12 protein-coding genes and 4 tRNA genes are annotated in these 14,028 nt (G+C 53.1%); 1 reads left to right on the forward strand and 15 read right to left on the reverse strand.

What is annotated here, in order from left to right:
* Positions 1 to 46 precede the first annotated feature (46 nt).
* From rpoB to RHN82_RS08165, 12 genes are all read right to left on the reverse strand, one after another.
* Positions 47 to 4,075, reverse strand: a complete 4,029-nt coding sequence (rpoB, locus tag RHN82_RS08110; RefSeq protein WP_008503453.1) for a DNA-directed RNA polymerase subunit beta — start codon at positions 4,073 to 4,075, stop codon at positions 47 to 49.
* A 319-nt stretch (positions 4,076 to 4,394) separates the two neighbouring features.
* Positions 4,395 to 4,760 (reverse strand): 50S ribosomal protein L7/L12, encoded by a 366-nt coding sequence (gene rplL / locus RHN82_RS08115; protein ID WP_002445276.1) that lies wholly within the window; start codon positions 4,758 to 4,760, stop codon positions 4,395 to 4,397.
* A 66-nt stretch (positions 4,761 to 4,826) separates the two neighbouring features.
* Positions 4,827 to 5,324 (reverse strand): 50S ribosomal protein L10, encoded by a 498-nt coding sequence (rplJ, locus tag RHN82_RS08120; RefSeq protein ID WP_003862338.1) that lies wholly within the window; start codon positions 5,322 to 5,324, stop codon positions 4,827 to 4,829.
* A 289-nt stretch (positions 5,325 to 5,613) separates the two neighbouring features.
* Positions 5,614 to 6,318 (reverse strand): 50S ribosomal protein L1, encoded by a 705-nt coding sequence (gene rplA / locus RHN82_RS08125; protein WP_047052413.1) that lies wholly within the window; start codon positions 6,316 to 6,318, stop codon positions 5,614 to 5,616.
* A 3-nt stretch (positions 6,319 to 6,321) separates the two neighbouring features.
* Positions 6,322 to 6,750 carry a 50S ribosomal protein L11 gene (rplK, locus tag RHN82_RS08130; protein WP_003862340.1) on the reverse strand — a complete coding sequence of 143 codons (429 nt, stop codon included), beginning with the start codon at positions 6,748 to 6,750 and terminating at the stop codon, positions 6,322 to 6,324.
* A gap of 156 nt (positions 6,751 to 6,906) precedes the next feature.
* On the reverse strand, positions 6,907 to 7,452 hold the full coding sequence (nusG, locus tag RHN82_RS08135; protein ID WP_003862341.1) for a transcription termination/antitermination protein NusG: 546 nt from the start codon (positions 7,450 to 7,452) through the stop codon (positions 6,907 to 6,909).
* A gap of 1 nt (position 7,453) precedes the next feature.
* The gene (gene secE, locus RHN82_RS08140; protein ID WP_003862342.1) at positions 7,454 to 7,837 is read right to left on the reverse strand and encodes a preprotein translocase subunit SecE; all 384 of its coding nucleotides are present in this window, start codon (positions 7,835 to 7,837) and stop codon (positions 7,454 to 7,456) included.
* 227 nt (positions 7,838 to 8,064) lie between these two features.
* Complete coding sequence (gene tuf / locus RHN82_RS08145; RefSeq protein ID WP_023323999.1) at positions 8,065 to 9,249, reverse strand: elongation factor Tu; 1,185 nt, start codon at positions 9,247 to 9,249, stop codon at positions 8,065 to 8,067.
* Between the two features lie 118 nt (positions 9,250 to 9,367).
* Positions 9,368 to 9,443 (reverse strand) — tRNA-Thr (locus RHN82_RS08150).
* A gap of 6 nt (positions 9,444 to 9,449) precedes the next feature.
* Positions 9,450 to 9,524 (reverse strand) — tRNA-Gly (locus RHN82_RS08155).
* Between the two features lie 116 nt (positions 9,525 to 9,640).
* A tRNA-Tyr gene (locus tag RHN82_RS08160) sits at positions 9,641 to 9,725 on the reverse strand.
* Between the two features lie 8 nt (positions 9,726 to 9,733).
* A tRNA-Thr gene (locus RHN82_RS08165) sits at positions 9,734 to 9,809 on the reverse strand.
* Between the two features lie 317 nt (positions 9,810 to 10,126).
* Here RHN82_RS08165 and coaA point away from each other — a divergent pair.
* Positions 10,127 to 11,077 (forward strand): type I pantothenate kinase, encoded by a 951-nt coding sequence (coaA, locus tag RHN82_RS08170; RefSeq protein ID WP_015569977.1) that lies wholly within the window; start codon positions 10,127 to 10,129, stop codon positions 11,075 to 11,077.
* Positions 11,078 to 11,119: 42 nt separating this feature from the next.
* Here coaA and dppF read toward each other — a convergent pair whose 3' ends face one another.
* The 3 genes from dppF to dppC are packed head-to-tail and all read right to left on the reverse strand — an operon-like array spanning position 11,120 to position 14,026.
* Complete coding sequence (gene dppF, locus RHN82_RS08175; RefSeq protein WP_047052714.1) at positions 11,120 to 12,133, reverse strand: dipeptide ABC transporter ATP-binding subunit DppF; 1,014 nt, start codon at positions 12,131 to 12,133, stop codon at positions 11,120 to 11,122.
* Complete coding sequence (gene dppD / locus RHN82_RS08180) at positions 12,130 to 13,113, reverse strand: dipeptide ABC transporter ATP-binding protein (RefSeq protein ID WP_045333501.1); 984 nt, start codon at positions 13,111 to 13,113, stop codon at positions 12,130 to 12,132. The genes dppF and dppD overlap by 4 nt, the downstream gene beginning before the upstream one ends.
* 10 nt (positions 13,114 to 13,123) lie before the next feature.
* Positions 13,124 to 14,026: a dipeptide ABC transporter permease DppC gene (gene dppC / locus RHN82_RS08185; RefSeq protein WP_003862349.1), complete on the reverse strand. Its 903-nt coding sequence runs from the start codon at positions 14,024 to 14,026 to the stop codon at positions 13,124 to 13,126.
* Positions 14,027 to 14,028 lie beyond the last annotated feature (2 nt).

The following is a 14,028-nucleotide window of genomic DNA, read 5'->3' on the forward strand; positions in this document are numbered from 1 at the left end:
TGCTGTCGGGCGTTAACCCGACAGCAGTGACCTGTTTGAGCGAGAATTACTCGTCTTCCAGTTCGATGTTGATACCCAGCGAACGAATCTCTTTCAACAGTACGTTGAAGGATTCTGGCATGCCCGGTTCCATCTGATGGTTGCCGTCTACGATGTTCTTATACATCTTAGTACGACCGTTCACGTCATCAGACTTAACGGTGAGCATTTCCTGCAAGGTGTATGCTGCGCCGTATGCTTCCAGCGCCCACACTTCCATCTCCCCGAAGCGCTGACCACCGAACTGAGCCTTACCACCCAGCGGCTGCTGAGTAACCAGGCTGTAAGAACCGGTAGAACGAGCGTGCATCTTGTCGTCGACCAAGTGGTTCAGTTTCAGCATGTACATGTAACCTACGGTTACCGGACGCTCGAACTGTTCACCGGTACGGCCGTCAAACAGCGTAATCTGACCAGACGTTGGCAGACCACCCAGTTGCAGCAGCTCTTTAATTTCAGCTTCTTTTGCACCGTCGAATACCGGCGTTGCAATCGGCATACCTTTGCGCAGGTTCTCTGCCAGACGCAGCACTTCTTCATCGCTAAAGGTGTTCAGGTCGACTTTCTGACGAACGTCGGTACCCAGATCGTAGGCACGCTGGATGAACTCGCGCAGTTTCGCGACTTCCTGCTGCTGTTTCAGCATGGCGTTGATCTTATCGCCGATACCTTTCGCAGCCATACCCAGGTGAGTTTCCAGAATCTGACCGATGTTCATACGAGACGGTACGCCCAGTGGGTTCAGTACGATATCTACCGGCGTACCGTTAGCATCGTGCGGCATATCTTCGATCGGGTTGATCTTAGAGATAACACCCTTGTTACCGTGACGACCTGCCATCTTATCACCAGGCTGGATCTGACGTTTAACAGCCAGATACACCTTAACAATCTTCAGCACGCCTGGTGCCAGATCGTCGCCCTGAGTGATTTTGCGGCGTTTCGCTTCGAGTTTTTTCTCGAACTCGTGTTTCAGTTCGTCATACTGCTCAGCCAGCTGTTCCAGCTGATTCTGTTTCTCTTCGTCGGTCAGGCCCAGTTCCAGCCAGCGATCGCGTGGCAGTTTGTCGAGCTTCTCAGCTTCAACGCCACCGGCAACCAGCACCGCATAGATACGGCTGAACAGACCTGCTTCGAGGATTTGCAGTTCTTCAGACAGGTCTTTCTTAGCCTGTTTGAGCTGCATCTCTTCGATTTCCAGCGCACGCTTATCTTTCTCAACGCCATCACGAGTGAAGACCTGAACGTCGATAACCGTACCGGAAACACCGTTTGGTACGCGCAGAGAAGAGTCTTTAACGTCAGAGGCTTTCTCACCGAAGATTGCACGCAGCAGTTTCTCTTCTGGCGTCAGCTGGGTTTCGCCTTTCGGCGTGACCTTACCAACCAGAATGTCGCCGCCGGTCACTTCCGCACCGATGTAAACAATACCGGATTCATCCAGTTTAGAGAGCGCAGCTTCACCCACGTTAGGGATGTCGGCAGTGATCTCTTCTGGCCCCAGCTTGGTGTCACGGGACACACAGGCCAGTTCCTGAATGTGGATGGTGGTGAAACGATCTTCCTGAACCACACGCTCGGAGACGAGGATGGAGTCTTCGAAGTTGTAACCGTTCCACGGCATGAACGCTACGCGCATGTTCTGACCGAGCGCCAGTTCACCGAGGTCGGTGGACGGACCGTCTGCCAGCACGTCGCCGCGCTCAACTGGCTCACCCAGAGACACACATGGCATCTGGTTGATACAGGTGTTCTGGTTAGAACGGGTGTATTTGGTCAGGTTATAGATGTCGATACCCGCTTCGCCCGGATACATCTCGTCTTCGTTAACTTTGATAACGATACGGGATGCGTCAACGTACTGTACGGTACCGCCACGCTTAGCAACTGCGGTAACACCGGAGTCAACGGCAACAGCACGTTCCATACCGGTACCAACCAGCGGCTTATCAGCACGCAGAGTTGGAACGGCCTGACGTTGCATGTTCGCACCCATTAATGCACGGTTGGCGTCATCGTGTTCCAGGAACGGGATCAGGGACGCACCGACGGATACCACCTGCTGGGTGGATACGTCCATGTAGTCAACCTGGTCGCGGCTGAACAAGCTGGATTCGCCTTTGCTACGGCAGGTAACCAGATCTTCTACAAAGTGGCCTTCGTCATCCAGGTTGGAGTTCGCCTGAGCGATAACGTAGTTGCCTTCTTCGATAGCAGACAGGTAATGAATTTCGTCAGTAACAACACCGTCGGTCACTTTACGATACGGGGTCTCGAGGAAACCGTATTCGTTCGTCTGTGCGTACACGGACAGGGAGTTGATCAGACCGATGTTTGGACCTTCAGGCGTTTCGATTGGACATACGCGACCGTAGTGAGTCGGGTGTACGTCTCGAACTTCAAAGCCTGCGCGTTCACGGGTGAGACCACCTGGGCCGAGTGCGGAGATACGACGTTTGTGCGTGATCTCAGACAGCGGGTTGTTCTGGTCCATGAACTGAGACAGCTGGCTCGAACCGAAGAACTCTTTCACTGCCGCAGAAATCGGCTTGGCGTTGATCATATCCTGAGGCATCAGGGTATCCAGATCGCCCAGAGACAGACGCTCTTTCACCGCACGCTCTACACGTACCAGGCCAACGCGGAACTGGTTTTCCGCCATTTCGCCTACGGAACGGATACGACGGTTGCCGAGGTGGTCGATATCGTCCACTTCGCCTTTACCGTTACGGATATCGATGAGCTTCTTCATCACTTCAATGATGTCGTCTTTGCTCAGGATACCGGAACCTTCGATTTCGTCGCGCAGCAGAGAACGGTTGAACTTCATACGACCAACCGCGGACAGATCGTAGCGGTCTTCGGAGAAGAACAGGTTCTCGAACAGGCTTTCAGCCGCTTCGCGAGTTGGTGGCTCACCAGGACGCATCATGCGGTAGATTTCGACCAGCGCGCTCAGACGATCGTTGGTTGGGTCGACACGTACAGTCTCAGAGATGTACGGACCGTGGTCCAGATCGTTGGTGAACAGCGTTTCGATACGTTTGTGGCCAGCCTGGCTCAGCTTAGCCAGCAGATCCAGGCTCAGCTCCATGTTCGCCGGGCAGATCAGCTCGCCAGTTGATTCATCAACGTAATCTTTCGCGGCTACTTTTCCTGCAATGTATTCAACCGGAACTTCGATGTGTTTGATATCATCTTTTTCCAGCTGGCGGATGTGGCGCGCGGTGATACGGCGACCTTTTTCCACATACACTTTGCCGTCGGCTTCGATGTCGAACGACGCGGTCTCACCACGCAGACGTTCCGGCACCAACTCCATCTGCAACTTGTTGTCGCGGATTTCAAAGATCACTTTCTCAAAGAACAAGTCCAGGATCTGCTCAGTGGTATAGTTCAGTGCACGCAGAATGATGGTTGCAGGCAGCTTACGACGACGGTCGATACGGACAAACAGGTTGTCTTTTGGATCGAATTCGAAGTCCAGCCATGAACCACGGTAAGGAATGATGCGTGCGTTATACAGTACTTTACCGGAAGAGTGCGTTTTACCTTTATCGCTGTCGAAGAAGACGCCCGGGCTACGGTGCAGCTGGGAAACGATAACACGCTCAGTACCGTTGATAACGAAAGTACCGTTGTCCGTCATGAGTGGAATTTCACCCATGTAGACTTCTTGTTCTTTAATGTCTTTTACGGTGCCTTCCGGCGCTTCGCGCTCGTAGATCACCAGACGCAGTTTTACGCGCAGCGGTGCGGAATAGGTCACGCCACGGATCTGACATTCCTGAACGTCAAACACCGGTTCGCCAAGGCGGTAGCTGACGTACTGCAGCTCGGAATTACCGCTGTAGCTCTGAATCGGGAACACGGAACGGAAGGCTGCTTCCAGGCCGTACTGCCCTTCAGGATCTTGCTCGATAAACTTCTGGAACGAGTCAAGCTGGATAGAAAGGAGATATGGAATGTCCAGAACTTGTGGACGTTTACCAAAATCCTTACGAATACGTTTTTTCTCGGTATAGGAGTAAACCATAGGGTTCCTCAGCTCGCTGACAAGTCGACCCATCTGTCCGACGAAGGGACAGTTTGTGCAACACCATTTTGTGGACCGGAAAATTGAATACTTTCCGCAATACCTGTTGCTATCACGCTTAAACCATTTCATTGCGATTTACACAGAGCGAGCACCCTGTCGCAGTATATTAAGTCGTCGATAGAAACAAGCATTGTCAGGACAACCAGCAGTCAAACAGTGTGAAATGCTGCTGATGCCTTACAGCGCAAAAAGGCTGGTGACTAAAAAGTCACCAGCCATCAGCCTAATTGCTTAGGCTGCAACCAGAAAAGTTGGCTTATTTAACTTCAACTTCAGCGCCAGCTTCTTCCAGAGATTTTTTCAGTGCTTCTGCGTCGTCTTTGCTCACGCCTTCTTTCAGCGCAGCTGGAGCAGATTCTACCAGGTCTTTAGCTTCTTTCAGACCCAGGCCAGTTGCGCCACGTACTGCTTTGATTACAGCAACTTTGTTCGCGCCAGCAGCTTTCAGAATTACGTCGAATTCAGTTTTTTCTTCAGCAGCTTCAGCCGGGCCCGCAGCTACAGCTACAGCAGCAGCAGCAGAAACACCGAATTTTTCTTCCATTGCAGAAACCAGCTCTACAACGTCCATTACGGACATAGCTGCTACTGCTTCAATGATTTGATCTTTAGTGATAGACATTTAAATTGTTCCTGAAAATCAGAATAAGTTTATACGTAAGCAAATGCTTTATAAAGATAACTGCGATTAAGCAGCTTCTTTCGCATCGCGTACAGCAGCCAGAGTGCGAACCAGTTTGCCAGCCGCAGCTTCTTTCATGGTTGCCATCAGGCGTGCAATTGCTTCTTCGTAGGTCGGCAGGGTTGCCAGGCGATCGATTTGCGATGCCGGGATCAACTCACCTTCAAAGGCTGCAGCTTTGACCTCAAATTTTGCATTCGCTTTCGCGAACTCTTTGAACAGACGAGCAGCAGCGCCCGGGTGTTCCATAGAGTATGCAATCAGGGTCGGACCAACAAACGTGTCTTTCAGGCACTCGAACTGAGTACCTTCAACTACGCGACGCAGCAGGGTGTTACGAACAACACGCATGTATACGCCAGCTTCACGACCTGCTTTACGCAGTTCAGTCATTTTGTCTACAGTAACGCCACGGGAATCCGCAACTACTGCAGACAGCGCGCCTTTGGCTACTTCGCTGACTTCAGCAACAATCGCTTGTTTGTCTTGAAGATTTAAAGCCATTAGCTTTGCTCCTGGATGTTTGCCGGAACTCATGTTCCGGAACTCACTTCACTCGACCCAACGGGAAGAGCGTCTTAATACGGTGAGCAGAAACAAGCCAGAGTATTTAAAATAATCTTAGCGTTCTGTCACCGTCTACGCAGGGGATTAAGTTTCTTGCGAAACACCTGCGGTCTTCGACGGAGGCCTGGATAGGCCAGGCTCCAACGAACAATTCTTTTAGCCGCTAACTTTTGTTAGCAAACGTGGGGGTAAGATTGTAGACAAAATCACCGCCCACGTAAAGGCATTAGTTTGCAGCAGCGCTCAGGCCAGCCTGGTCAACTGCAACACCTGCACCCATGGTGGTGGAGATGCTAACTTTCTTGATGTACACGCCTTTCGCCTGAGTTGGTTTTGCTTTTTTCAGCGCAACCAGCAGAGCTTCCAGGTTTTCTTTCAGTTTGTCAGCGTCAAAGTCCACTTTACCGATGGTGGTGTGGATGATGCCGTTTTTGTCGTTACGGTAACGAACCTGACCTGCTTTAGCGTTCTTAACCGCTTCAGCAACGTTAGGGGTTACAGTACCCACTTTCGGGTTTGGCATCAGGCCGCGTGGACCCAGAACCTGGCCCAGCTGGCCAACAACGCGCATTGCATCTGGAGAAGCAATAACAACGTCAAAGTTCATTTCGCCTTTCTTGATCTGATCAGCCAGATCTTCCATACCTACCAGTTCAGCGCCGGCAGCTTTAGCAGCTGCAGCGTTTGCACCCTGAGCAAATACAGCTACGCGTACGGAACGGCCAGTACCGTGTGGCAGTACAGTTGCGCCACGAACGTTCTGATCGGATTTACGAGCGTCGATGCCCAGGTTAACGGCAACGTCAACGCTTTCAACGAACTTAGCAGTTGCCAGTTCTTTCAGCAGAGCGATAGCTTCGTTGATGTCGTACTGTTTGGTCGCATCAACTTTGTCACGGATCACGGACATGCGCTTGGTCAGTTTAGCCATTTCTTAGTCCTCCACTACCAGGCCCATGGAACGTGCAGTACCTTCGATGGAGCGAGTCATCGCTTCAATGTCGGAACCAGTCATGTCGGCAGCTTTGGTCTGCGCGATTTCCTGCAACTGAGCGCGGGAAATTTTACCCACTTTGTCTTTGTTCGGCTTACCGGAACCAGACTTGATGCCCGCTGCTTTCTTCAGCAGAACTGCTGCTGGAGGGGTTTTGGTAACGAAAGTGAAAGAACGGTCAGCGTAAACAGTGATTACAACTGGGATTGGCAGACCTTTCTCCATGGATTCAGTTTTGGCGTTGAACGCTTTACAGAATTCCATGATGTTCACACCCTGCTGACCCAGCGCTGGACCAACTGGTGGACTTGGGTTCGCCATACCTGCTGCAACCTGCAGCTTGACGTAGGCTTGTACTTTCTTAGCCATTCTAAAATCCTCTGATTGGGTAATAACGCCTCGAAGAGGCTCCCCGTGAATAAAATTCGTTTTACGGGTCGGGACCCATAAAAACAAAAGGCGCGAAATTGTATTCCAATCTCGCGCCCTGTGCAACGATTAAATCGTCGCTTTTTTGATCGCTGCTTAGGCTTTTTCTACCTGAGCAAAGTCCAGCTCTACCGGGGTCGCACGACCAAAGATAGAAACGGAAACTTTCAGGCGGGACTTCTCGTAGTCCACTTCTTCGACGACGCCATTAAAGTCAGCAAACGGACCGTCGTTAACACGAACCATCTCACCCGGTTCAAACAGCGTTTTCGGACGCGGTTTATCACCAACCTGCTGGAGGCGGTTCATAATCGCATCAACTTCTTTGTCGCTGATTGGCGCCGGACGGTCAGATGTGCCGCCGATAAAGCCCATCACGCGTGGTACGCTGCGCACCAGGTGCCAGCTCGCGTCGTTCATCACCATCTGAACCAGCACGTAACCCGGGAAGAATTTACGCTCGCTTTTGCGACGTTGGCCGCCACGGATCTCAACCACTTCTTCGGTCGGAACCATAACTTCGCCAAATAACTCTTCCATATTGTGTAATTTGATATGCTCACGCAGCGACGTAGCTACGCGGCCTTCAAAACCGGAAAACGCCTGAACGACGTACCAGCGCTTTTTAGGGGCTTCAGACATCTCAGAACCTCAGGCCAGTGATAAAGGATACCAGGCGAACCAGAATACCATCCAGTCCCCACAGGATCAGTGACATTACAGCGGTTACCGCCGCTACAATCAGCGTGGTGTGCAATGTTTCCTGGCGAGTCGGCCAAATGACCTTGCGGACTTCGGTACGCGCTTCGCGGGCAAACGCAACGGTCGCTTTGCCTTTCGTCGTCAACAGCGCGACACCACCCGCCGCAGCAATCAGAATTACCACTGCAAGCGCGCGTAGCGGCAGCATCATGTCACGATAAAGATAGTTGCCGACAATCGCCACAATCAGCAGCACGGCTACAACTACCCATTTCATCGCTTCCAGGCCGCGCCCGCTCCCTTGAGCTTCGGTATTCGCACTCATAAACCAACCTGTCAGAAGTATTCTACAAACATTTTCACCCCGCGAGTGCGAGGCAAACCAATCGAAATGCTATTCGCTTTTCGTATTATACGCTCTCCGCAGAGCCTGTCTCAGCAATGATTATGACAAAATTAATCACTGATGAGCCAGGTTCTGATGTGAAAGCGTGCAAAAAGGGCATCAAATGATGCCCTTTTATTGCGCATTGCGTCAAATGTTATCAGCGATTAGCCGAGAACTTTAGCAACAACGCCCGCGCCAACGGTACGGCCGCCTTCACGGATTGCGAAACGCAGACCGTCGTCCATCGCGATTGGGTGGATCAGCGTCACAACCATCTTGATGTTGTCGCCTGGCATTACCATCTCTACGCCTTCTGGCAGTTCGATGGTACCGGTCACGTCAGTTGTACGGAAGTAGAACTGTGGACGGTAGCCTTTGAAGAACGGAGTATGACGGCCGCCTTCGTCTTTGGACAGAATATACACTTCAGATTCGAACTTGGTGTGTGGCTTGATTGAGCCTGGCTTCGCCAGAACCTGACCACGTTCGATTTCTTCACGTTTGATACCACGCAGCAGAACACCAACGTTCTCACCAGCACGGCCTTCGTCCAGCAGTTTGCGGAACATTTCAACGCCAGTACAGGTAGACTTCGCAGTCTCTTTGATACCAACGATTTCAACTTCTTCGCCAACTTTGATGATACCGCGCTCTACACGACCGGTAACAACGGTACCACGACCGGAGATGGAGAATACGTCTTCGATTGGCAGCAGGAATGGCTTGTCAATCGCACGCTCTGGTTCTGGGATGTAAGAATCCAGGAAGCCAGCCAGTTCGATGATTTTCGCTTCCCACTCTGCGTCGCCTTCCAGCGCTTTCAGCGCGGAACCACGAACGATTGGGGTGTCGTCGCCTGGGAAATCGTACTGAGACAGCAGTTCACGAACTTCCATCTCTACCAGTTCCAGCAGTTCTTCGTCATCAACCATGTCGCATTTGTTCAGGAACACGATGATGTAAGGAACGCCTACCTGACGACCCAGCAGGATGTGCTCACGAGTCTGAGGCATAGGGCCGTCAGTCGCAGCAACAACCAGGATCGCGCCGTCCATCTGCGCAGCACCGGTGATCATGTTTTTAACATAGTCGGCGTGGCCTGGGCAGTCTACGTGTGCGTAGTGGCGAGTCGGGGTGTCATATTCAACGTGAGAGGTGTTGATGGTGATACCACGAGCTTTTTCTTCTGGTGCGTTATCGATCTGGTCGAAAGCACGAGCAGCACCGCCGTAGGTTTTAGCCAGTACGGTAGTGATTGCAGCGGTCAGCGTTGTTTTACCATGGTCAACGTGGCCGATAGTACCGACGTTAACGTGCGGTTTTGTACGTTCAAACTTTTCTTTAGACATCGATTGTCCCTCTAAGACACGGATAAATCGGTGATATCACCACATCAACCAGGCGAAAATGCCTGAACTGTTGAATACATTTACATTGAAACAGAGAGAAAGGGAGGGAGAAGTGAAGTGGTGCTGATACCCAGAGTCGAACTGGGGACCTCACCCTTACCAAGGGTGCGCTCTACCAACTGAGCCATATCAGCACGTATTGGAGCGGGCAGCGGGAATCGAACCCGCATCATCAGCTTGGAAGGCTGAGGTAATAGCCATTATACGATGCCCGCATCCTGAAACTCGGCTACCCAGTTCTTTCTGTAACAAAAAAAGAGATTTCTCTCTTTTCTGTTCGAGCTGGTCAATTTTTCCAACCAGCTCCGGCGGCGTTGACGCTGCCAGAAAGTGGTGGTGGGGGAAGGATTCGAACCTTCGAAGTCTGTGACGGCAGATTTACAGTCTGCTCCCTTTGGCCGCTCGGGAACCCCACCGGACTTGATGGTGCCGACTACCGGAATCGAACTGGTGACCTACTGATTACAAGTCAGTTGCTCTACCTACTGAGCTAAGTCGGCATCAAGTAGCGCGCATTCTATGGAGACCTGCGCAGTCATGCAACTAAAAAATTGCATAAAACGTTCTTTCGCTCACATTTTATTCGAAACCAGGGCTAACCGCTGTAAATTCATCCGCTCACGGTTAAAAATTCAACATGAACGCCTGATTTCGGCACGCTATAGCCCCAGGTGATGCCTGCCCGGTTAAGCATCGCTTTCCCATATTTTTTCTTATTATTCCTCTCATCTGGTGTTAACCTCCTGCCCATTGTCCAAAATTAACTATGTGATGAGCCCGCACCCGCCGTTTCGTGATGGTTCACAGAAGCATGCTTATGAGCAAAAAAGAGCAAACGTTAATGACGCCCTATCTTCAGTTTAACCGTAGCCAGTGGGCAGCCCTGCGTGACTCCGTCCCTATGACACTGACGGAAGGTGAAATCGCACGGCTAAAAGGGATAAACGAAGATCTCTCCCTGGAAGAGGTGGCAGAAATCTATCTCCCCCTCTCTCGCTTGCTTAACTTCTATATCAGCTCCAATTTGCGTCGTCAGGCCGTACTGGAACAATTCCTCGGCACGAACGGTCAACGTATTCCTTATATCATCAGTATTGCGGGTAGCGTGGCAGTGGGTAAAAGTACCACCGCGCGCGTGCTACAGGCGCTGCTGAGCCGCTGGCCGGAACACCGCAGCGTGGAGTTGATCACCACCGACGGCTTCCTGCATCCCAACGAGGTGTTGAAAGAACGCGGTCTGATGAAAAAGAAGGGCTTCCCGCTCTCTTATGATATGCACCGCCTGGTAAAGTTTGTCTCTGATTTAAAATCAGGCGTACCTCACGTCACCGCGCCGGTTTACTCGCATCTGATCTACGACCGCATTCCGGACGGCGACAAAACGGTTGTGCAGCCCGACATCCTGATTCTGGAAGGCTTAAACGTCCTGCAAAGCGGGATGGATTACCCTCACGATCCGCATCATGTATTTGTCTCTGACTTTGTCGATTTCTCAATTTATGTCGATGCGCCGGAAGATCTGCTGCAACGCTGGTATATCAACCGCTTCCTGAAGTTCCGCGAAGGGGCGTTCACCGACCCGGATTCCTACTTCCACAACTACGCCCAGCTCTCTGAAGAAGAGGCTATCAGCGTGGCGACCGGGCTGTGGAATGAGATCAACTACGTCAATCTCAAAGAGAACATCCTGCCGACGCGCGAACGCGCAAGCCTGATCCTCACCAAGAGTGAGAAACACGCCGTCGACCAGATTCGTTTACGGAAGTAGATCTCAGACGTAAAAAAACCGGCTTAGCGCCGGTTTTTTTCTTTATGCCTGCGGCCTTTCGCCGTTTTCATCCTGATCGACCGCGAAGCAGGCCACCAGCTGTCCACCATAATCCTTCAGCTGTGGCTGCAACTGCGTGCACGGACCGAAGCGGCGACGGCAGCGGGCGTTGAACGCACATCCCGGCGGCGGGTTAAGCGGGCTTGGCAACTCGCCGGTCAGCTTAATGCGCTCACGGCGGTCATCCGGGTTCAGCCGCGGCGTCGCAGACAGCAGTGCCTGGGTATACGGATGACGCGGGTTAGTAAAGATCTGATCTTTCGTCCCCTTCTCCACGCAGCGTCCCAGATACATCACCATCACCTCATCGGCAATGTGCTCAACCACGGACAGGTCATGGGAGATGAAGACGTACGACAGCCCAAGATCCTGCTGTAAATCCATCATCAGGTTAAGCACCTGCGCGCGAACGGACACGTCAAGCGCTGAGACCGGCTCATCGGCAATCACCACGTCCGGGTCAAGCATCAGCCCACGAGCGATAGCAATTCGCTGACGCTGACCGCCAGAGAACATATGCGGGTAGCGATCGTAATGCTCGGTTTTAAGCCCTACCTTCGCCATCATCGCCAGCGCTTTTTCACGACGCTGCTCTTTGCTCAGATTACTGTTAATCAGCAGCGGCTCTTCCAGAATTTGCCCGACTTTCTTCCGCGGATTCAGAGAGCCGTACGGGTTCTGGAATACGATCTGGATTTTCTGGCGGCGCAGCTTCTGCGCCTGCGGATCGTGCTTGAGCAGATCCTGTCCCTGATAGTAAAGCTCGCCGCCGGTTGGCGTTTCGATCATCGTCAGCAGACGGCCCAGCGTGGATTTCCCACAGCCCGACTCCCCGACGACCGCCAGCGTTTTACCGCGTTCAAGGCTGAAGGAGACGCCGTCCAGCGCTTTTACCAGGCGCTCGGGGGCAAAAATCCCCTTCTTCACCGGGTAATGTTTTTTCAGGTCGATAGCCTGCAACAGCGGCTGTTGCGTGGTGGCCTCGTGCGTACTCATAGTGTTGGCCTCCCGGCATCATCGAGTGGGTAGTGGCATTTTGACTGCCGACCATCGGCCAGCAGATTCAGCTCTGGCTCCTCGGCGCGGCATTTGTCCGTCGCATACGGGCAGCGCGGATTCAGCAGGCAGCCCTGCGGACGGTCATATTTACCCGGAACCACGCCCGGCAACGACGCCAGACGCGCTTTGTCCTGGGCAAACTCCGGCAGCGCACGCAGCAACGCCTGCGTATACGGGTGACGCGGCGCCCGGAAGATATCGTGCGAACTTCCGGTCTCCACCACCTGACCCGCGTACATCACGATGATTTTGTGTGCCGCTTCCGCCACCAGCGCCAGGTCGTGCGTAATCAGCACCAGCGCCATATTCTCTTTCTGCTGCAACTCCAGCAGCAGCTCGATGATTTGCGCCTGGATGGTCACGTCCAGCGCGGTAGTTGGTTCATCCGCAATCAGCAGTTTTGGTCGACAGGCAATCGCCATGGCGATCATCACGCGCTGGCTCATGCCGCCGGAAAGCTGATGCGGGTAAACGTCCAGACGCGATGCCGGGTCAGGTATCCCCACCTGGTTCAGCAGATCGATAGCACGCTGGCGACGGGTTTTCTTGTTACCACCCTGATGCACCTTAATGGCTTCCATAATCTGGAAACCCACGGTGTAGCACGGGTTCAGGCTGGTCATGGGGTCCTGGAAGATCATCGCCACTTCCGCGCCCACCAGCTGGCGGCGCTGTTTTTCGGAAATGCGCTTCAGATCCTGACCGTTGAACTCCAGATTTTCCGCCATCACGCGGCCGGGGTAGTCAATCAGCCCCATAATCGCCAGCGAACTCACTGACTTACCGGAGCCCGACTCTCCTACAATCCCGACCACTTCGCCCTGATTAACGCTGTAGCTGATACGGTCCACGGCGCGAAACGGTGTGCCTTCGTCGCCAAAGTGCACGGATAATTTATCTACATTTAATAACGCCATCTCGTGCCTCTTACTGCTTCAGTTTGGGATCAAGTGCATCACGCAGACCGTCACCCATCAGGTTAAATGCTAGCACCGTCAGCAGAATCGCCAGACCCGGGAAGGTGACGACCCACCAGGCGCTTTGCGCGAACTGCAACACGTCGGAGAGCATGGTGCCCCACTCCGGTGTTGGCGGCTGCGCACCCATGCCAAGGAAGCCAAGAGCGGCCATATCAAGAATGGCGTTAGAGAAACCGAGCGACGCCTGAACAATCAGCGGCGCAAGGCAGTTTGGGAAGATATTGATAAACATCTGACGCATCGCACCGGCACCCGCCACGCGAGAGGCGGTAACGTAGTCGCGGTTCACTTCCACCAGCACCGCCGCACGGGTCAGACGCACGTAATGCGGTAGCGCAACAAACGTCAGCGCAAGCGCGGCATTACCAATCGACGGACCAAAGATCGCCACCAGCACCAGCGCCAGCAGCAGGCTTGGCAATGCCAGCATAATGTCGACGACGCGCATGATGATGTTATCAACAATGCCGCCGAAGTAGCCTGCCACCAGGCCGAGTACGATCCCCATGATCAGCGACAGTACGACAACGAGGCAGCCAACCAGCAGCGACAGGCGTGCGCCGTACATCAGGCGCGACAGCACATCGCGGCCCACGTCGTCGGTGCCCAGCAGGTGCGCCAGGCTTCCGCCGTCCTGCCATGCGGGGGGTGCCAGCAGCGCATCGCGGAACTGATCAGCCGGGTTATACGGCGCAAGGACGTTCGCAAACACCGCAATCAGGATCATGATGGAAACATACACCAGCCCGACAACCGCGCCTTTGTTGCGCTTGAAGTAGTGCCAGAACTCCTGCATCGGCGTCATTGGCACCGGTGCGGTGACCACTTTATTTTGAGTAACTTGTGACATGA

It is taken from the genome of Enterobacter cloacae complex sp. EB5 (assembly GCF_031432835.1).
Taxonomy (GTDB): domain Bacteria; phylum Pseudomonadota; class Gammaproteobacteria; order Enterobacterales; family Enterobacteriaceae; genus Enterobacter; species Enterobacter hormaechei_C.

Bases quoted from the DNA above. Each gene is read 5' to 3' on its own strand.
- rplJ (WP_003862338.1), bottom strand. From the start codon at position 5,324: ATGGCTTTAAATCTTCAAGACAAACAAGCGATTGTTGCTGAAGTCAGC.
- tuf (WP_023323999.1), bottom strand. From the start codon at position 9,249: ATGTCTAAAGAAAAGTTTGAACGTACAAAACCGCACGTTAACGTCGGT.
- rplL (WP_002445276.1), bottom strand. From the start codon at position 4,760: ATGTCTATCACTAAAGATCAAATCATTGAAGCAGTAGCAGCTATGTCC.
- rplA (WP_047052413.1), bottom strand. From the start codon at position 6,318: ATGGCTAAACTGACCAAGCGCATGTCCGTGATCCGTGACAAAGTTGAT.
- dppC (WP_003862349.1), bottom strand. From the start codon at position 14,026: ATGTCACAAGTTACTCAAAATAAAGTGGTCACCGCACCGGTGCCAATG.
- secE (WP_003862342.1), bottom strand. From the start codon at position 7,837: ATGAGTGCGAATACCGAAGCTCAAGGGAGCGGGCGCGGCCTGGAAGCG.
- dppD (WP_045333501.1), bottom strand. From the start codon at position 13,113: ATGGCGTTATTAAATGTAGATAAATTATCCGTGCACTTTGGCGACGAA.
- rpoB (WP_008503453.1), bottom strand. From the start codon at position 4,075: ATGGTTTACTCCTATACCGAGAAAAAACGTATTCGTAAGGATTTTGGT.
- nusG (WP_003862341.1), bottom strand. From the start codon at position 7,452: ATGTCTGAAGCCCCTAAAAAGCGCTGGTACGTCGTTCAGGCGTTTTCC.
- coaA (WP_015569977.1), top strand. From the start codon at position 10,127: ATGAGCAAAAAAGAGCAAACGTTAATGACGCCCTATCTTCAGTTTAAC.
- rplK (WP_003862340.1), bottom strand. From the start codon at position 6,750: ATGGCTAAGAAAGTACAAGCCTACGTCAAGCTGCAGGTTGCAGCAGGT.
- dppF (WP_047052714.1), bottom strand. From the start codon at position 12,133: ATGAGTACGCACGAGGCCACCACGCAACAGCCGCTGTTGCAGGCTATC.